At 57.0% G+C, this 16,650-nt stretch carries 18 protein-coding genes; 10 read left to right on the forward strand and 8 right to left on the reverse strand.

Annotation, left to right across the window (positions count from 1 at the left end; translation table 11 throughout):
* Window positions 1–17 precede the first annotated feature (17 nt).
* Together CAG25_RS07485 and CAG25_RS07490 are read right to left on the reverse strand one after the other, a co-directional pair.
* Window positions 18–758, reverse strand: a complete 741-nt coding sequence (locus CAG25_RS07485; protein WP_085610935.1) for a hypothetical protein — start codon at window positions 756–758, stop codon at window positions 18–20.
* Between the two features lie 1,130 nt (window positions 759–1,888).
* Complete coding sequence (locus CAG25_RS07490; RefSeq protein ID WP_085610936.1) at window positions 1,889–3,091, reverse strand: hypothetical protein; 1,203 nt, start codon at window positions 3,089–3,091, stop codon at window positions 1,889–1,891.
* A gap of 348 nt (window positions 3,092–3,439) precedes the next feature.
* On the opposite strand from CAG25_RS07490, the gene CAG25_RS07495 reads away from it, so the two are divergent.
* The 6 genes from CAG25_RS07495 to CAG25_RS07520 all read left to right on the forward strand — a co-directional run bounded on the left by CAG25_RS07495 (window position 3,440) and on the right by CAG25_RS07520 (window position 7,858).
* Complete coding sequence (locus CAG25_RS07495; RefSeq protein ID WP_085610937.1) at window positions 3,440–3,769, forward strand: hypothetical protein; 330 nt, start codon at window positions 3,440–3,442, stop codon at window positions 3,767–3,769.
* A 155-nt stretch (window positions 3,770–3,924) separates the two neighbouring features.
* Window positions 3,925–4,296: a hypothetical protein gene (locus CAG25_RS07500; RefSeq protein ID WP_085610938.1), complete on the forward strand. Its 372-nt coding sequence runs from the start codon at window positions 3,925–3,927 to the stop codon at window positions 4,294–4,296.
* Between the two features lie 119 nt (window positions 4,297–4,415).
* Window positions 4,416–5,162 (forward strand): hypothetical protein, encoded by a 747-nt coding sequence (locus CAG25_RS07505; RefSeq protein ID WP_085610939.1) that lies wholly within the window; start codon window positions 4,416–4,418, stop codon window positions 5,160–5,162.
* Window positions 5,163–5,233: 71 nt separating this feature from the next.
* Complete coding sequence (locus CAG25_RS07510; RefSeq protein WP_085610940.1) at window positions 5,234–7,153, forward strand: alkaline phosphatase D family protein; 1,920 nt, start codon at window positions 5,234–5,236, stop codon at window positions 7,151–7,153.
* Between the two features lie 199 nt (window positions 7,154–7,352).
* Window positions 7,353–7,607 carry a type II toxin-antitoxin system Phd/YefM family antitoxin gene (locus CAG25_RS07515; protein WP_039765667.1) on the forward strand — a complete coding sequence of 85 codons (255 nt, stop codon included), beginning with the start codon at window positions 7,353–7,355 and terminating at the stop codon, window positions 7,605–7,607.
* Complete coding sequence (locus CAG25_RS07520) at window positions 7,604–7,858, forward strand: Txe/YoeB family addiction module toxin (RefSeq protein ID WP_011335833.1); 255 nt, start codon at window positions 7,604–7,606, stop codon at window positions 7,856–7,858. Before CAG25_RS07515 ends, CAG25_RS07520 begins: the two co-directional genes overlap by 4 nt.
* 8 nt (window positions 7,859–7,866) lie before the next feature.
* Here CAG25_RS07520 and CAG25_RS07525 read toward each other — a convergent pair whose 3' ends face one another.
* Entirely contained in the window at window positions 7,867–9,039 is a 1,173-nt protein-coding gene (locus tag CAG25_RS07525; RefSeq protein WP_085610941.1) for an aspartate aminotransferase family protein, read from the reverse strand.
* A gap of 102 nt (window positions 9,040–9,141) precedes the next feature.
* Between CAG25_RS07525 and CAG25_RS07530 the strand changes: the two genes are divergently transcribed.
* The 4 genes from CAG25_RS07530 to CAG25_RS07545 all read left to right on the forward strand — a co-directional run bounded on the left by CAG25_RS07530 (window position 9,142) and on the right by CAG25_RS07545 (window position 11,964).
* Window positions 9,142–10,047: a LysR family transcriptional regulator gene (locus tag CAG25_RS07530; RefSeq protein WP_007956710.1), complete on the forward strand. Its 906-nt coding sequence runs from the start codon at window positions 9,142–9,144 to the stop codon at window positions 10,045–10,047.
* 45 nt (window positions 10,048–10,092) lie between these two features.
* Window positions 10,093–10,497, forward strand: a complete 405-nt coding sequence (locus tag CAG25_RS07535) for a GNAT family N-acetyltransferase (RefSeq protein ID WP_085610942.1) — start codon at window positions 10,093–10,095, stop codon at window positions 10,495–10,497.
* Between the two features lie 64 nt (window positions 10,498–10,561).
* Window positions 10,562–11,086 carry a hypothetical protein gene (locus tag CAG25_RS07540; protein ID WP_085610943.1) on the forward strand — a complete coding sequence of 175 codons (525 nt, stop codon included), beginning with the start codon at window positions 10,562–10,564 and terminating at the stop codon, window positions 11,084–11,086.
* Between the two features lie 173 nt (window positions 11,087–11,259).
* Window positions 11,260–11,964, forward strand: coding sequence for a hypothetical protein (locus CAG25_RS07545; protein WP_085610944.1), 705 nt, complete (start codon window positions 11,260–11,262; stop codon window positions 11,962–11,964).
* Between the two features lie 70 nt (window positions 11,965–12,034).
* On the opposite strand, the gene CAG25_RS07550 is transcribed toward CAG25_RS07545, so the two are convergent.
* The 5 genes from CAG25_RS07550 to cyoB all read right to left on the reverse strand — a co-directional run bounded on the left by CAG25_RS07550 (window position 12,035) and on the right by cyoB (window position 16,650).
* Entirely contained in the window at window positions 12,035–12,526 is a 492-nt protein-coding gene (locus CAG25_RS07550; RefSeq protein WP_064599271.1) for a RidA family protein, read from the reverse strand.
* 230 nt (window positions 12,527–12,756) lie between these two features.
* Window positions 12,757–13,644, reverse strand: a complete 888-nt coding sequence (gene cyoE / locus CAG25_RS07555; protein WP_039765651.1) for a heme o synthase — start codon at window positions 13,642–13,644, stop codon at window positions 12,757–12,759.
* 10 nt (window positions 13,645–13,654) lie between these two features.
* Window positions 13,655–13,990 (reverse strand): cytochrome o ubiquinol oxidase subunit IV, encoded by a 336-nt coding sequence (gene cyoD, locus CAG25_RS07560; RefSeq protein ID WP_007956718.1) that lies wholly within the window; start codon window positions 13,988–13,990, stop codon window positions 13,655–13,657.
* Window positions 13,990–14,616: a cytochrome o ubiquinol oxidase subunit III gene (locus CAG25_RS07565; RefSeq protein WP_007956720.1), complete on the reverse strand. Its 627-nt coding sequence runs from the start codon at window positions 14,614–14,616 to the stop codon at window positions 13,990–13,992. Before CAG25_RS07565 ends, cyoD begins: the two co-directional genes overlap by 1 nt.
* A 3-nt stretch (window positions 14,617–14,619) precedes the next feature.
* The gene (gene cyoB, locus CAG25_RS07570) at window positions 14,620–16,650 is read right to left on the reverse strand and encodes a cytochrome o ubiquinol oxidase subunit I (protein ID WP_064383941.1); all 2,031 of its coding nucleotides are present in this window, start codon (window positions 16,648–16,650) and stop codon (window positions 14,620–14,622) included.

Below are 16,650 nucleotides of genomic sequence, written 5' to 3' on the forward strand. Positions count from 1 at the left end.
CATTTTCAATATCTTTATTAGACCAATGGCGAGGCGGCATCCCACAACTGATCGTACGCCTCTAATTTAAGCTGAGCCGTTTCTTCATTTACACGCACTAATGCTGTAGGAGAGCGCGAACCAAGCCCATTAAACGATTGACCGACGGTCCAGACTAGGTGTCCATCTACGATAATGAGACGATCATGTAAACTTTTAGCTGGAGTCATACGCACTTCCAGAGGACGTTGCTCGCCATATTGTGCTATCCAAGCCATGGCGGCTGGCAGCAGACCGGGTTTTCTGAAGTAACTATCCGTCAATACACGAATTTGGATTTTCTCAGCAGCCTGAACAGCGAAGTCAGTAAGAAGGTTCCTTTCTGCGTAAGGGTCAACTAGAAATATCGATTGATTAGCAAGAGCCATAACCCCACCTACAGCGGCTATTGCAGTGAAGGGTTCTCCGACTGGTATAAATCCGTTTTGTGCGTTTGCCGGCGCGTTAAGCTCTGCGACCGCTAGAGCATGGTAGAGGATCGCAGTCATCTTCTGGACCGCTCCGTCATGCCCTGGCTCATAGGGATTGCTAGAAAGCCCCTGAGCGGTGATTTTGAACATCATCGCATCGGTAGGATTGCCACTCTTTTCTAGGATGGCGGTTGCACGGCCAAGCCATCGCTGCCCTGTTGGCGTATTCCATCCGTGATTACGTAGGTCAGGCATATCCGTAATCAATTGCCCGAGTTGCGCATATAGTGCTTCGTCAGAGATCGGCATTTTATTCACCTCCATGATTACCACTAGATGACAGCAATCGCGTCGTTCCAATCGCGATTACAAGCTAAGATAGGTGGTTGTATGGGAGGGTGGCAAGAACTGAAAAATTTAAAAATTCATGATTCTTGAGCTGGCCTGGCACATAGCAAAAAATCTATCTGCCATCGACCTTCAGATCAGAACATAATTTGACATTATTTGCGGATGGGAACGTTCAAGGGCTAAAGGAATATCCTGAGACTCACGCTCTTCTAAAGCTTTTTTGCGGGCGATGTGGTTCGCGGAGTTTCATCAGCATCGTTAATTACCGATTATCAGCTTCTTAATTTCCAAAGGTGTAACACCGATTGTTAGCGTAACATCCTTCAGCACCACAAAAAATCAATGTGTTACACTGGAGAAAAGCCTTAAAAATCAGACATATAGACCTTTCTGTAACAAGTATAACACCTGTAACACTGATTTATTGAGTGCCCCCCTTCCCCGAGAATTAAAGAACCTCCAGCGTGACAACCCAATGTAGCAGGGGAGTTGGGTTACTTACGATGGTAGGTAAAAATGCCGCCATCTAGTTGTGCGAGAGTAGGATCTCTAAACGGCTTCGAATCTGTGAAGTCCCGCTAGCCTGAGACGGGCATGCGTGAGCCGCCGGGGATCCTAGGCGAATGTGAGGGGCATAGGGTCGGAAAACCGCCGGACTTTGTTAGCGGACAGGTGCCCAGCTTAGTGAACAGGTGAACCGGGTGAACACACAGTTCACCAGTGAAATTACCCAAGCTGCTGAGAGGTCGCCGGGGACCCTGAGCATTTGTGTATGACACGGGGCACAAAACCCGCAGGATCTTGAGTCTGGCTGAATTTTTTGCATTGGTTGACAGGTTGACACGGTTGACGACCGAAGACGTGCGAAATCATCAACACGACAGGCCATCGTTACCGAGGCGGTAACGATGGCCTTTTTTCAACGAAATCCCTTCGATTTCAATGATTGAAATTCAATAAGCTCGAAGTCGTGCCGCTAACAAGATCCCGCGGGTTTCCGACCCCGTAGTCTTCTAGAAGTGTCAGGGGCCCCCGCCAATTTTCATGACGCACGATGGCTTGGCGCGAATTAGATGTGACAAATCCCCCTACGTGTAAAAGGCTAGCTGGTCCAAAGTCAGAATCGCCTGTAGCGCTCGCGTCATCGTGTAACTTTCTGCGGTCGCCGCCCCATGTCCAACCGCGTGACGAGAGCTGGCAGTGCCGGTTTGCAGTGTGGGGTCGAAATTCGCAAAGGTATGGCTTGTCAGATATTTAGCAAAAGCGGCAGAAAAAAACAGAGTGTCGGAGTCACCGGACTTCTGCTCAGCGGAAGCAATCGCAAAGATCAAAAGATCTTTGAGCTTAGCGCTTTTCCCGTCATTGGCTGCCCGATAAGCGTCCGCAAGAACACCTTCTATTTCTGTAAGAAGAATTTTTATTACCGCTATCGGCTCCCGCTTATTAAAGGCATCAACAGCTACCTGCAAGATTATCCCTCTGTTGGCAAAATGGGGCTTTAAGGCCCATCGCTCCATCATTTTCTGCATCCGACTCTCATCGAAGCTCTCTAGGATGCTCGCCTCAATGACACTCACATCAAAACCAGCAGAGCAGTGGTCCGCAAGCCCTTTAAATTCTTTGGCGATAATCTCCACAAACGGAAACCACCCCAGGCCGACCAAGCTCTCAAAAACAGCTCGATTGGCCATGGTTTGATACAAGTGACGGTATTTCAGTTGTCGGTACAGAGAACCGAGTGCTGTATTGAAACTTTCTAAATCTAAATTGCCGTCCGTATTAAAGTCGAACGCAAGCCCAAACCCCCAGTCTTGCCGGAACATGCACCAAACTCGATCTGAGCTTTGAATATCAACGCATGGGAACGTCATTGCCGTTATATCTGCAATATCGTGTGCAAAAATAGCCGTTCCTGCGGTAACACTTCGCGTCAATGAGCAACGGAGAACCACAGCGGCGGTATCAATCCATAGCTCGGCTGTATCGTCCGCCTTCATTACCATCAAGACCGTATTTGCGCGGTCCAAGCTGATTGCCACTCCCGCTTGTTGGGACAGATGGTTGACTACAGAGGTAAAACTGCTAGCCATTTTATGGAACATGGGGTCATCAGAAGTGGTGGCTAGCCTGGTGCACACTTTTACGTGACCGTCACTGCTAGGCTCAACAGATACCCCACAGAGCGGTTCCACATTTGAAAACCTAAACGGTTGTCCCAGGTTGCTGATACTGCCTACGATAGGAAAGTCATTCGGGGAAGCTTCGGCAACATTGCCTTCTGTGTCATTCATCGGTGAATTATCTCCGTGATCAGGTAGCGCAATTTACGAACGTCGACGAGACATTCACCATTGACAGGTAGGTAATTGAAGGTCGAACAGAGGATAGCTCCCGTCTAGAGACCAAGCATCAAGAATAAATTTTGTAATAGCTATGCCGAGAAGACTTAGCAACTCGCAGCTTGTATCCCTGTGTGTATCCCTATAGGTATAATCTAGCTGCAAGCCACAGAGAATATGGAACCCGACGGTCTCCCTCGGGCACCAAAATTAAGAAAGGTCTTGCTTAGCAAGGCCTTTTTTTTCGTCTGTCGGAAAGTGCCGCCGGGCCTCCGGCGAGATCCCACACAGGTTCACCGCATGGAAACGTCACTGGAAACCGTCGCCCTGTTCTCCCTCAAACTCGCGTACGAGGAAGAAGGCCTGAGCCCGATTCTGCGCGATGACATGGTCATGGGCGACTATCAGAAAGACGTGTTCGAACTGCTGGTGCGCCGGGGTGATGTCGAGACGATCCAGTTCAAAATGAACGAGTGTCTGGCGCTGGCGATGGACGCCCTGGGCGGTTTGGAAAAGCCGTTGGGGCGGGAGTTGCACAAGTTGTCCGCCGATTTCAACCAGGCACGTTCGATGGAGCAGTTGGACGCACCGCTCCTTGCACTCAAGGGCTATTTGAAAGACGTACTGTAAGGCGTTACAGAAATGCCGGCAGTGGCATCTGGCACTTCAGTTGGGGAGGATGAAGATAGTGGCGCTACGACACTGTTTTGCTATCTTGCGACCTTATTGAAAATAGAGGCACTGACGTCCTCTCAAGTGAAATGTCTTTCAGGAAAAAGATCGCAATGGACGCTTGGCTTTTCATGTTTGTCCACGTTGTGACCTGGATCTGGGTCGTGGGCGAAAGGGGCCGCTGGAATTTGCTGGTAGCGAACTGCGCCGGCTTCATCAGCGGCTGGATCGTAGGCTGGGTGTTTGTGATCCTGTACCAGTGGATCTTCGCTGGCGCGAATATGGCGATGCCACCGATTCCGGCGCGCAGCCTGCTGATTGTGATGAGCGGCGCGGGAGCACTGGTCGGCATGTGGATGTGGGTCGCACAGCTCAAGCGACCTGAGTCCAGTCTGCTCCGTCATCTGATCGGGGCTGTCTATGGGACCGCGGCGGGAGCTATTGCCCTGCTACTGACCACCCGACTTATCTATCCAGGCGCTTGACTGAATATCCATGCCATGGAGTAACGATCGACGCGTTGATGGCGCGATGCACCAGGTTTGGTATCTTGACGCCCCCGTCGTGTTCCGGGTTTTGCGAAAGGTTAAAAGGAAAGGATCGAATGGAGTTTCTGCGTTTTCTGGCATTTGTCGCGGCCTGGGGTTTCATGTGGCGCTGGGTAGTGAAAAACCGCGGCAGCTGGCACTTGTTCTACGGCCACCTGGTCGGTGCGGCAGGCGGTTTCATTGTGGCGATGGTGGTGTTGGCGATCAGCTTTTCACTGCTCCCGTCGGCGCATCATTACGAAGCCGCGCAGACTGCAAACGTCGTGGCACAGCAGCACGCCGAGCCGACCTCGTTGCTGCCGGAAGCCGAGGCGGTTGCAAGCCCTGCTGCGCTGAAAGACGCGCCGGTGTTTGCCGCTATCGAGCCGGACAACAAGCCCTCTCCAGCGGATTCCGCGTTGCTGCCGAACTACGCCAGTCGGGCGCCGAAGACGATGTCGGTGCAAACCGTGATCGACCAGAGTGACGATCAGGGGCGCAAGGCCCTGACGGCGCTGAGCAAAAAATTGCGCGCCGACGCCCAGGGCGACAAATCGATGCTCGCGTACGTGATGTGCAGCCCGTTCGTGACCGGCACCTTGCGCTTCCCCGCATCTGCCCGTTTTGCCGACAGCAAAAGCCTGACACCGCAGCGCTTCAAGGATCAGGTTTACTCCTTCAGCAACACCGTCACCGCGCGGAACATGAATGGCGACGACGTGACGTACCGCTTCGACTGCTCCGTACAGGAACAGCAAAGAGTCGATGCGACACCTGCCGAATGGCGCCTGTTGGCGCTGAAGCTGGAAAAAACAGGCTCTTAAGCCTGGTTTAAGGGTTCGAGGCGCCGGCTGCGCTATCATCGCCGGCCTGTGCGCCTTGAGCTTTTCCCCTGATGCCTCCGACACCTGATGACCTGAGCCTACTGCCCGCTGTTCTGGCCGGGCCGTTGCTGCGACGGCTGGAGCCAACGCGCTTAGTGCTTTGGCTGGTCGGCAGCCGCGAGCTGTCGTTGACCTTGCACCTGCAAGGCGTAGGAGACATTCCACTGGATGCCGGGAAATGCACGGTCATTCCGGTAGGCACCCGGGCGTTTGTTCACCTGATCGACGTTCCGCTGGAAACCGCCCTGCCCTGCGACACCCGCATCGACTACGACCTGTTGATCGATGACCAGCAACCCATCGCCGACTGGGCGCCACACCTGCTCTACGACGACGCCACCTGCCCGAACTTCGTCCTGCGCTCGCGCATCGACCAGTTGCTCCACGGCTCCTGCCGCAAGCCCCATCACCCGGCCGCCGACGGCCTGCTCTGTGTTGACCGGTTGCTGGCCGCCGAAACCGATCCGCAGCAACGCCCCGCCCTGCTGATGATGAGCGGTGATCAGGTCTACGCCGACGATGTGGCGGGTCCGATGTTGCGGGCGATTCATGCCTTGATCGAGCGCCTCGGTCTGTTCGGTGAACACCTCGAAGGCGCGGTGGTCAGCGACAGCGCGAAACTCTACGAACACCCGGCCAGCTACTACCACCGCGCGGATTTGCTGCCGGCACTGGAAAGCAACGAGACATTGCGCGAGCGTTTCTTCGGCGGTGCGCGCAAACCGATTTTCACCAGCAGCAGCGCCGACAATCACCTTGTGACGTTCGCCGAAGTCATGGCCATGTATTTGCTGGTGTGGTCGCCAACGCCTTGGACGCTGGTCAATCCGCAGCCGCCAGCGCTGACGCCGGAACGCCTCAAGCGCTATGCCCTCGAACAGACCCGCATCGACGGGTTCAAGGCCGGCCTCGGCCAGGTGGCCCGAGCATTGGCGCATTTGCCGAGCCTGATGATCTTCGATGACCACGACATCACCGACGACTGGAACCTGTCCGCACAATGGGAGGAAACGGCCTACCGCCACCCGTTCTCCAAACGCATCATCGGCAACGCGCTGATCGCCTACATGTTGTGTCAGGGCTGGGGCAACAATCCGGATGCATTCAGCGCTGTACTGGAGAAAACCCGAGGCTTGAGCGCCAGCGGTGACGACCGCTATCTCGACGCTCCCGTGCAGGACGAATTGATTGAGGAATTGCTGCGTTTTCAGCAGTGGCATTTCGTATTACCGACCAGCCCGGCGCTGGTGGTGCTCGATAGCCGCACCCGACGCTGGCGCAGCGAAATGGCGCTCAAGCAACCGTCGGGTTTGCTGGACTGGGAAGCCTTGAGCGAACTGCAGCAGGAACTGCTCGACCACCCTTCGGCGATCATCGTTTCGCCAGCACCGATCTTCGGCGTGAAGCTGATCGAAACCGTGCAGCGAGTATTCAGCTGGTGCGGTTATCCACTGCTGGTGGACGCAGAAAACTGGATGGCCCATCGCGGCGCAGCCCAAGTGATCCTGAACATTTTCCGACACTCGCGTACACCGGGCAGCTACGTGGTGCTGTCAGGCGACGTGCATTATTCCTTCGTCTACGAAGTCCTGATCCGACACCGCAAGGCCGGCCCGCGCATCTGGCAGATCACCAGCAGCGGCATCAAGAACGAATTCCCGCCTACCCTGCTGGAATGGTTCGATCGCCTCAACCGCTGGCTTTACTCACCACGCTCGCCACTCAACTGGCTGACCAAACGCCGCCGCATGCGCATCGTGCCGTACGTGCCGGAACACGCCGAAGCGGGTGAGCGGCTGTGGAATTCGGCGGGGATAGGCCAGGTGTTTTTCAATCAACAGGGGCAGCCGAGCGACATCATCCAGCACAACGCGAACGGCGCACCGAAGACCCGGATGCTGGCGCCGGATTTGTCGGACTACCCTGATTAGAAAAATCTCACGTAGACAGTGAGAGGGATGGCAGGCTCGTCGGAATCAGCTTACAGAAGACCCAGAAACGTCTTGATGGGACTTCGGTGATACTCAGCACACCGCAGGCAGCCCGTCTGTGGCGCAACCACTGATAGGTATCGCCTTGTCATCCTGTACTCATTTCTGTACGTTCTTTGCATCAAGCGAGGACTACAACATGGACACTATCAACTACACCACAGCTCGTGCGCACTTGGCCGAAACCATGGATCGTGTGAATGAAGACTGCGCCCCGCTTCTGGTAACCCGCCAAAAAGGCGAGCCTGTAGTGATGATGTCTCTGGCCGAATACAACGCGCTGGAAGAAACGGCTTATCTGCTGCGTTCTCCGGCCAATGCCGAGCGCTTGATCAAATCGATTGGCGAAATGCGCGCTGGAAAAGCCAAAGTCAGGCAACTGATTGAAGAATGAAAATCCAGTTCACGCCAACGGGCTGGGAAGACTACTTATGGTTTCAACAAAACGATAAGGCCGGTCTCAAACGAATCAATCTTTTGATCAAAGCGATCCAGCGCCAACCCTTTGAAGGCTTGGGTAAACCGGAGCCGCTCAAGCACAACATGAGCGGCTTCTGGTCACGGCGGATAACTGCCGAGCATCGCTTGGTCTATGCGATCGTAGACGGCGAAATCTGCGTCATAACTTGCAGATTTCACTACTGACCAAGTGATCAGACATGGCTCAGGGAACGGCCCACCCCTCTGACAATCATCCCCACCTCCCGCTCATCAATCGTCAGCGGCGGCAGCAACCGAATCGTCTTGCCGCGAGTAACGTTGATCAGTAGTCCATGATCCCGCGCGGCAATCAATGTCAGGTCGCGGATCGGCTGTTTGAGTTCGATGCCGATCATCAGCCCTTGCCCACGAATCGCCAGCACATTCGGATTGTCCGCCAGCTCTGCGCGCAAGCGGGTCAGCAGGCGCTCGCCCTGGACCCTGGCATTTTCCAGCAGGCCTTGTTCCTCGATAATCTCGAGCACGGTGCAGCCCACCCGACACGCCAGTGGATTGCCGCCGAAGGTGCTGCCGTGGCTGCCGGGGGTGAACAGATCGGCCGCCCTGCCCCGTGCCAGGCAAGCGCCGATCGGCACGCCGTTGCCCAGGCCCTTGGCGAGGGTCATGACGTCGGGAACGATGCCTTCATGCTGGAACGCAAACCAGCGACCGGTACGGCCGATACCGGTCTGGATTTCGTCGAGCATCAGCAGCCAGGCGTGACGGTTGCACAGCTCGCGCAGGGCCTTGAGGTAGCCGGGCGGTGCCAGTTGCACGCCGCTTTCACCCTGAATCGGCTCGACCAGAATCGCCACGATCCGCTGGCCATGCTTGCGCTGTACCTGCTCCAGCGCCTCAAGATCGCCGAACGGAACCTTGACGAAATCCCCGGGCAACTCATTGAAGCCCAGGCGCACCGCCGGGCCATCGCTGGCGGACAAGGTGCCGAGGGTACGCCCATGAAACGCGTTGGCCATCACCACCACCAGCGGCTGCTCGATGCCTTTGCGCCAGCCGTAAAGGCGCGCCAGTTTCAGTGCGGTTTCATTGGCCTCGGCACCGGAATTGTTGAAGAACGCCCGCTCCATCCCCGCCAGCCGCGTCAGCTTCTGCGCCAGCGACTGTTGCCAGTCGATGCTGTAGAGGTTGGAGGTGTGCAGCAGCAATCCCGCCTGCTCGCTGATCGCCGACACGATGCGCGGGTGCGAGTGACCGACATTGGTCACCGCCACGCCCGCCACCGCGTCCAGATACTCGCGGCCCGCCTGATCCCAGAGTCGGGTGCCCAGGCCCTTGATGAAGCTCAGGTCCAGCGGTTGATAGGTGTTCATCAGGGCGGCGGTCATGTCGGCAAACTCCAGCGAGGTGAGAGGTGCTGGCAGTATGGTTATCCACCTGAACTGGATAAACTCGGCAAAACTTCAATCATTTAGAAGCCAGGCTTGATAATGGATCTGTTCCAGTCGATGAGCGTATACGTCAAGGTTGTGGAGTCCGGCAGCATGACGGCGGCCGCGCTGCAGTGCGAAATGTCCACGACCATGGTGGGCAATCACCTGCGGGCACTGGAGCAACGGCTTGGTGTGCAATTGCTGCAACGCACCACCCGCCGCCAGCGACTGACCGAGTTCGGCAGCGTTTACTACCAGCGCTGCCTGGAGGTATTAGGTCTGGTCGCCGACTCCGAACGGCTCGCCGAACAGACGCTGGATGAACCGCGCGGCATCCTGCGGGTGACCGCGCCGCTGACCTTTGGCGTCGAACGCCTGGCCCCGGCGCTCAGCGAGTTTTCCCTGCAATGTCCGCAGGTCAAACTCGACGTGATCCTGACCAACCGTCGCCCGGATCTGTTGGAAAGCGGTCTCGACGTGGCCTTCCGACTGGGCCACTTCGACCAGTCCAACCTGATCGCCCGCCCGCTGATCGACTACACCCTGACCGTCTGCGCCTCCCCGGAATACGTTGCCCGACGCGGCATGCCGCTCACGCCTGAGGAACTGCGCCAGCACGATTGTCTGTCCTTCGCCTACCCTGCCGGCGATGACTGGCAATCGGTGGAAAAGCAGTGGCGCCTCAGCGGCCCGGACGGCGAAATCATGGTCGACGTCAAAGGCCCGATGCTGATCAACAGTTCCGCCGGCCTGCATCAGGCCGCGCGCACCGGCATGGGCATCGTGATGCTGCCGGACGCACTGGTGGAACAGGACCTGCGCGACGGCAGACTGGTCGTCGTGATGCCGGACTACCAGCCGCCGAATCGCCCGATGCACCTGCTTTACGCGCCGGATCGCTATCGGCTGCCGAAACTGCGTCGCTTCGTCGAGTTCGCCATGCAGATGTGGGGCAGACCGTAAGCAACGCGACTACTGTTGGAAACACACCAGGGACGGGATCAACGAATGAACAAGGACATTTCAATACGCGACCTCCTGCCGACGGAAGTCGAGGCCGCAAGGCAGTTTCTGGGGCGGCACGGCTGGGGTCATCGCACCGGCACCGCCGAGCATTTCGCAAAGCTTGTTCAGAACTCCCAACGCACTGCCGTTGCATTGAGCGGCCAGCAGGTTGTCGGTTTCGCCCGTGGCATCACCGATGGTTTGTCCAACGGTTACCTGTCGATGGTCGTGGTCGACGGGCAACACCGGCGCGCGGGAATCGGGCGGGCGCTGGTCGAACATGTGATGGGCGACAACACCGACATTACCTGGGTTCTGCGTGCCGGCCGCGAAGGTGCGGAAGCGTTTTTTGCCAGCCTGGGGTTTGAAACCTCGGTGATCGCGATGGAGCGTTTGCGACTGAAATAGCCGACGGTTACTGTGACCCCGACTATGCTCCACCCTCCTCTTTTTCCAGCATGGATGCTGCGCAATGCTCACGATTCTGCAAAACACTCCGATACGGGTTTACCTGATTTTTCTGCTGGTGGTTTATTTCGGCATCAAGTCGTTTTCTCCCCGACGCGAGAGCCGTGCCTCGATGTTGATAACGCCCCCGGCGTTTTTGGCATGGTCGCTGTACTCACTGAACCTGACGATCAACCCGGGCCTGTTTTTCAGCACCTGGTTCGCGGCGCTGTTGCTGGGCAGCCTGTCGGCCTGGCTGGTGTTCTCCCGCCGGGGCGTGGTGCTCGACGACTCCGCGACAGGCCTGATCATGCCGGGCACGGCAAAAATCCTGATCATGTACCTGATGTTCTTTTCTGCGAACTACTACTTCAATTATCAGCATGACGTGCATCCGGAGCGTTCCGCGTCCCCGGACCTGCTGTTGCTCAAGTCGATTATTTCGGGGTTCCTGGGCGGCCTGATCGGCACCCGTTCGTTGAAGCTCTACTGGACACTGCGTGCTCTGGCGTCCGGGCGGTTGCCGAGGAATGTCGCCGCCAATGAATAAGGCACAGCGCTCGCGGTGCCAGGTTGCTCAACACAAATCATCCGGATAAATAATCGGCACCGCCGGCCCCTTGCTCCGTGACAACGCTGCCGCGCTCCCCTAAATTAGTCGGCCTGAAAAAGCCCCCAGCGCTTTCTCGTCTCATCTCAAGTTAAAAAAGTAGTGAAATTTCAATGTCCGATTTCAACACCGCTGAATCCGTAGTCACTCTGTCGTCCAAAGCGGAATACGAAAACTCCATCAATCTTTCACAACATATCCCACAGGCGAAGATCATCAGCGAGATGGTGCTGGACGCGTTCCAGTCGAGCCGCGAAAGCGATCAGATCCGCGAACTGCGCGCCGCGATCCGTCAGGCCCACGACCGCTTCGATGACGACCAGGCTTACGAGCTGATGGGCGAACTCAAGCGCCTGAAGGACGCCGAGGCTGCCGACATCGCCGCCCTCGAAGATCTGAGCAGCAAATTCCCGATCAGCCGCATCCTGTCCAGCTTCAAGGACGATCCGGCGTTCCAGGAAATCGTCTATGGCCTGGCCCTCAAGGTGCTGAACCAGACCCATCAGGCGATCAGCAACCCCAGCGGCGGCAAGAGCAAGGCCGCACGCGCCAAGAAAGACGTCGAAGTGTTCAGCATCAGCAAGGACGGCATCAGCGTGACCCTGCCAATGCGCACACCGCGTTCGCGCCTGAGCGTGGATCGCGAGGCGCTGGAATTCCTCGGCTTCACCTTCGTCGGTGAAGGCGATGAGGCGGAAATCGAAGGCGAAACGTTCGTCGACAACACCGGCGCCGAACACGCCATCAATCGCAAGAACATCATCACCGCCCTGCAACAGCAGACCGCGTTTGATGGCTACAGCATCGCCGCCCAGTAATACCGGGCGCTGACAAAAAAGCCCCGCACTGAAATTCAGGCGGGGCTTTTTGTTGTGCGGCTTTCAGCGATTACGCCGAAGGATGCACTGCGGCGATCATATCGACTTCGATGGCTGCGTTTTTCGGCAACTGATAGACGCCGACGGTGGTGCGGGTGTGTCGCCCGACATCGCCCAACACATAACTGAACACATCCGACGCGCCATTGGCGACTTCGCTGAGGTCAACGAAATCCGGCGTGGACTTCACGTACACCGTGACCCGCAACAACGACCTGACCTTGTCCAGCGAACCGACTGCATCGACGATAAAGGCCAGGCAGCGCATCGCGCTGATGCTTGCCGCCGCCTGCGCATCCTTGAGCGTCAACTCCTGCCCCACTCGCCCTGGATACTGAATCCTGCCCTCGGTGCGCGGCACCATGCCGCTGATGTAGATCTCATCGCGATGACGGATCAACGGCGCGTAATTGCCACCCACCGTGTTCTCGCCATTGATGTCGTAGTTCAGCTCTTTTGCCAGGGCAATGAATCGCTCGTCGCAGGTCATCCTCTCAGTCATTTCGCCCAGCCTCTTGATCGATGCATGAAGTTGGATCCGAATCTAGGGCTTTTGCCTGTTGATCGCAACCTGTCGATTTCTAGCTAGTCGTTTCGAGGGAATGGCTGATTACCGCACCCCTTTGGTAGCGAGGCTGTTCACGACAAAGGACGTCGTTTCTCCATCATCCGAGCAACAAAAAACCCCGCTCATCTCTCGATGAACGGGGTTTCTCGTACAACGTTCGAACCTTACGGCGCGTACGTCAGCAGCAGCTCGGTCGGCACCTTGAAGTCCAAGGACATCATGACGCTCAGCGCGGTGATGGTGAAGATCGAGAACACGAACAGCTTGCGTGCCCAGACCGTGTCATCCACCGCCTTGTAGCCGGTCCAGGCCATGTACAGCCAGTACATGCCCATGGCCGCGGCGACGGCGAGGTAGCTCATGCCGGCGTAACCGCTGAAGGTCAGCATCAACGTCGCTACGAGGAAGGCCAGGATGTAGAACAGGATGTGCTTCTTGGCCACCTGGATTCCGCGCTTCACTGGCAGCACCGGAATCGATGCGGCCAGGTAATCGTTGAAGCGGAAGATCGCGATGGCGTAGGAATGCGGCATCTGCCACAGGCTGAACATCACCAGCAGGGTCAGCGCGGCCATGTCGAAGCTGTTGGTCACGGCCACGTAACCGATCACCGGCGGCATGGCGCCCGACAGACTGCCCACCAGCGTGCCGTGAACCGACTTGCGCTTGAGGTACAGGCTGTAGAAGCCGACGTAGATGATGAAGCCGATCACGGCGAACAGGGCAGCCAACGGGTTGGCCACCTTGTACAGCAACGCAACGCCGGCGACACCCAGGACGGTCGCATAGACCAGGGCCAGTTTCAGGGAGATCAAGCCCTGGACCAGCACCCGGTTCTTGGTGCGCTCCATCTTCAGGTCGATGTCGCGGTCGATGCAGTTGTTGAACACGCAACCGGAGGCCACGACCAGGGAAGTGCCGATCATGGCTGCCAGAAACACGGCCAGATCGACATGCCCTTTCGAGGCCAGGAAGAACCCGCCTGCCACAGAAAGCACGTTACCGAAAATGATCCCCGGTTTGGTGATTTGGATAAAGTGCTTGAGCGACATCGGGTTTACCTCACTTCGCCATCATGTAGGTGTGGATGCTGAACATGATCCACAGCGACAGACCGACCAGCAGCACGATCACGATGGCCGTAAAGACGAACGCAATCACGTTGTTACGTTGAGCGATGGAACGGTCCAGGTGCAGGAAGTAATACAGGTGAACGATCACCTGGATCACGGCGAACAGCAGGACGATTGCCAGCGTCGTCGACTTCGGCAGGGTCGGGAACATCACCAGGCCGAACGGGATGACGGTCAGGATTACCGACAGGATGAAGCCGATGGCGTACGACTTTACGCTGCCGTGGCCAGCATCATGGCTGTCATGGGAGTGTGCATTAGCCATTACAGGGTCCCCATCAGGTAAACAACGGTGAATACGCAGATCCACACCACGTCCAGGAAGTGCCAGAACAGGCTCAGGCAGCTAAGACGGGTCTTGTTGGTCGCCGTCAGGCCGTGCTTGTTGACCTGGTACATCATGATGCCCATCCAGATCAGACCGGCGGACACGTGCAGACCGTGGGTACCGACCAGCGTGAAGAACGCCGACAGGAAGCCCGAACGGCTAGGACCGAAGCCCTCGGAGATCAGCAGGTGGAACTCGTTGATCTCCATGGCGATGAAGCCTGCGCCGAGCAGGAAGGTCATGAACAACCAGCCCAGAACCTGCTGCTTTTTACCCTTGTACAACGCCAGCATGGCGAAGCCGTAGGTGATCGAACTGAACAACAGCAGAGCGGTTTCGCCCAGCACGTATGGCAGTTCGAAGATGTCGTGGCCCGACGGGCCACCGGCGACGTTGTTTACCAGTACCGCGTACACCGCGAAGATCGACGCAAACAGAATGCAGTCGGTCATCAGGTAGAGCCAGAAACCGTATACGGTCATCTCGCCCGAGTCGTGGTGATGGTCATCGTGCCCATGGTCATGACCATGGGCGTGTCCAGCATTGGTCACTAAGTTCGACATTGTTTAAGCCTGTTCCAACTTGGTTTCAACACGGGTTGCGGAAGCAGGGATCTTCCCGGCCGCTACCAGACGCTTGTGCTGCTCGGCTTCGATGCGCTCGATCACGTCGACCGGCACCATGTAGCCCTGATCGTCACGTGCTGCGTGGATCACGAAGTAGATGACAGTGCCGGCCAGGCTGGCGATCGCCAACCACCAGATGTGCCAGATCATCGCGAAACCGAACACGGTCAGCAGCGCGCCCATCACCACGCCAGTGGCGGTGTTGTTCGGCATGTGGATCGGTTCGTACTTGGCCGGAGCCTTGTACGCGGTACCGTTTTCCTTGGCCTCGGTGAACGGATCGATGCAGTCTGCCTTTGGCAGTACAGCGAAGTTGTAGAACGGAGGTGGCGACGAGGTCGACCATTCCAGGGTATGGGCATTCCACGGGTCACCGTGTTCGCACATGTTTTCCGGTTTCTTGCGGTCACGCACCGACACGTACAGCTGGATCAGCTGGCAGGCGATACCCACAGCAATCATCACCGCACCGAACATGGCAACGTACAGGTACGGTACCCACTCAGGGTTGGTGGTGGCGTTCAGACGACGGGTCATGCCCATGAAGCCCAGAGCGTAGAGCGGCATGAACGCGACGAAGAAGCCCGAGATCCAGAACCAGAACGCTGCTTTACCCCAGCCTTCGTGCAGCTTGAAGCCGAACGCTTTCGGGAAGTAGAAGCCGAAGCCTGCGATGTAGCCGAATACCGCGCCGCCGATGATCACGTTGTGGAAGTGCGCGATCACGAACAGGCTGTTGTGCAGAACGAAGTCAGCACCCGGGATGGCCAGCAGTACGCCGGTCATGCCGCCGATGGCGAAGGTCACCATGAAGCCCAGGGTCCACAGAACCTGGCTGGTGAAGCGCAGACGGCCCTGGTAGATGGTGAACAGCCAGTTGAACAGCTTCACACCCGTCGGGATGGAAATCAGCATCGTCGCCAGACCGAAGAAGGCGTTGACGCTGGCACCCGAACCCATGGTGAAGAAGTGGTGCAGCCAAACCATGAAGCCCAGTACCGAGATCGCGCCCGAGGCGTAGATCATCGAGTGGTGGCCGAACAGTTTCTTGCCGGTGAAGGCCGAGATGACTTCCGAGAAAATGCCGAATGCCGGCAGGATCAGGATGTAAACCTCAGGGTGGCCCCATGCCCAGAACAGGTTGACGTACATCATTGGATTGCCACCAAGTTCATTGGTGAAAATGTGGAAATCCATGTAACGGTCAAGGGTCAGCAGTGCCAGGGTAGCGGTCAGGATCGGGAACGAAGCCACGATCAGGACGTTTGCCCAGGTGCAGGTCCAGGTGAAGATCGGCATGTCCATCAGTTTCATGCCAGGGGTACGCATTTTCAGCACGGTCGCGAGGAAGTTAACCCCGGTTAACGTTGTACCCAGACCGGATAGCTGTAGCGCCCAGATGTAGTAGTCCATCCCCACGCCAGGGCTGTATTGCAGACCCGACAGCGGTGGATAGGCAACCCAGCCGGTCTTGGCGAATTCGCCGACGCCCAGGGACAGGTTGATCAGCACGACGCCGGACACCAGCAGCCAGAAGCTCAGGGAGTTCAGGAACGGGAACGCAACGTCACGCGCGCCGATCTGCAGCGGCACTGCAAGGTTCATCAGGCCGGTGAAGAATGGCATCGCCATGAAGATGATCATGATCACACCGTGAGCGGTGAAGATCTGGTCATAGTGTTCAGGTGGCAGGTAGCCAGGCGAACCCTCGGTGGCCATGGCCAGTTGGGTCCGCATCATGATGGCGTCGGCAAAACCGCGCAGCAGCATGACCATGGCGACGATGATGTACATCACGCCGATTTTCTTGTGGTCGACCGACGTCAGCCACTCGGTCCACAGGTAAGTCCACTTCTTGAAGTAGGTGATTGCAGCGAACAACGCCAGACCACCGAGCGCGATCATCGAGATGGTGACCATCACGATCGGCTCGTGGAAAGGGATCGCTTCCCAACTTAATTTACCAAACAT

The organism is Pseudomonas sp. B16(2017) (genome assembly GCF_002113205.1).
Lineage (GTDB): Bacteria > Pseudomonadota > Gammaproteobacteria > Pseudomonadales > Pseudomonadaceae > Aquipseudomonas > Aquipseudomonas pharyngis.

Excerpts from the sequence above, each read along its gene's own strand:
- CAG25_RS07505 (WP_085610939.1), top strand. The coding sequence starts at position 4,416 with ATGGAGTTTCTGCGTTTTCTGGCATTTGTCGCGGCCTGGGGTTTCATG.
- CAG25_RS07535 (WP_085610942.1), top strand. The coding sequence starts at position 10,093 with ATGAACAAGGACATTTCAATACGCGACCTCCTGCCGACGGAAGTCGAG.
- CAG25_RS07515 (WP_039765667.1), top strand. The coding sequence starts at position 7,353 with ATGGACACTATCAACTACACCACAGCTCGTGCGCACTTGGCCGAAACC.
- CAG25_RS07520 (WP_011335833.1), top strand. The coding sequence starts at position 7,604 with ATGAAAATCCAGTTCACGCCAACGGGCTGGGAAGACTACTTATGGTTT.
- CAG25_RS07500 (WP_085610938.1), top strand. The coding sequence starts at position 3,925 with ATGGACGCTTGGCTTTTCATGTTTGTCCACGTTGTGACCTGGATCTGG.
- CAG25_RS07510 (WP_085610940.1), top strand. The coding sequence starts at position 5,234 with ATGCCTCCGACACCTGATGACCTGAGCCTACTGCCCGCTGTTCTGGCC.
- CAG25_RS07550 (WP_064599271.1), bottom strand. The coding sequence starts at position 12,526 with ATGACTGAGAGGATGACCTGCGACGAGCGATTCATTGCCCTGGCAAAA.
- CAG25_RS07495 (WP_085610937.1), top strand. The coding sequence starts at position 3,440 with ATGGAAACGTCACTGGAAACCGTCGCCCTGTTCTCCCTCAAACTCGCG.
- CAG25_RS07490 (WP_085610936.1), bottom strand. The coding sequence starts at position 3,091 with ATGAATGACACAGAAGGCAATGTTGCCGAAGCTTCCCCGAATGACTTT.
- CAG25_RS07525 (WP_085610941.1), bottom strand. The coding sequence starts at position 9,039 with ATGACCGCCGCCCTGATGAACACCTATCAACCGCTGGACCTGAGCTTC.
- CAG25_RS07540 (WP_085610943.1), top strand. The coding sequence starts at position 10,562 with ATGCTCACGATTCTGCAAAACACTCCGATACGGGTTTACCTGATTTTT.
- cyoB (WP_064383941.1), bottom strand. The coding sequence starts at position 16,650 with ATGTTTGGTAAATTAAGTTGGGAAGCGATCCCTTTCCACGAGCCGATC.
- CAG25_RS07530 (WP_007956710.1), top strand. The coding sequence starts at position 9,142 with ATGGATCTGTTCCAGTCGATGAGCGTATACGTCAAGGTTGTGGAGTCC.
- CAG25_RS07565 (WP_007956720.1), bottom strand. The coding sequence starts at position 14,616 with ATGTCGAACTTAGTGACCAATGCTGGACACGCCCATGGTCATGACCAT.
- CAG25_RS07485 (WP_085610935.1), bottom strand. The coding sequence starts at position 758 with ATGCCGATCTCTGACGAAGCACTATATGCGCAACTCGGGCAATTGATT.
- cyoD (WP_007956718.1), bottom strand. The coding sequence starts at position 13,990 with ATGGCTAATGCACACTCCCATGACAGCCATGATGCTGGCCACGGCAGC.
- cyoE (WP_039765651.1), bottom strand. The coding sequence starts at position 13,644 with ATGTCGCTCAAGCACTTTATCCAAATCACCAAACCGGGGATCATTTTC.
- CAG25_RS07545 (WP_085610944.1), top strand. The coding sequence starts at position 11,260 with ATGTCCGATTTCAACACCGCTGAATCCGTAGTCACTCTGTCGTCCAAA.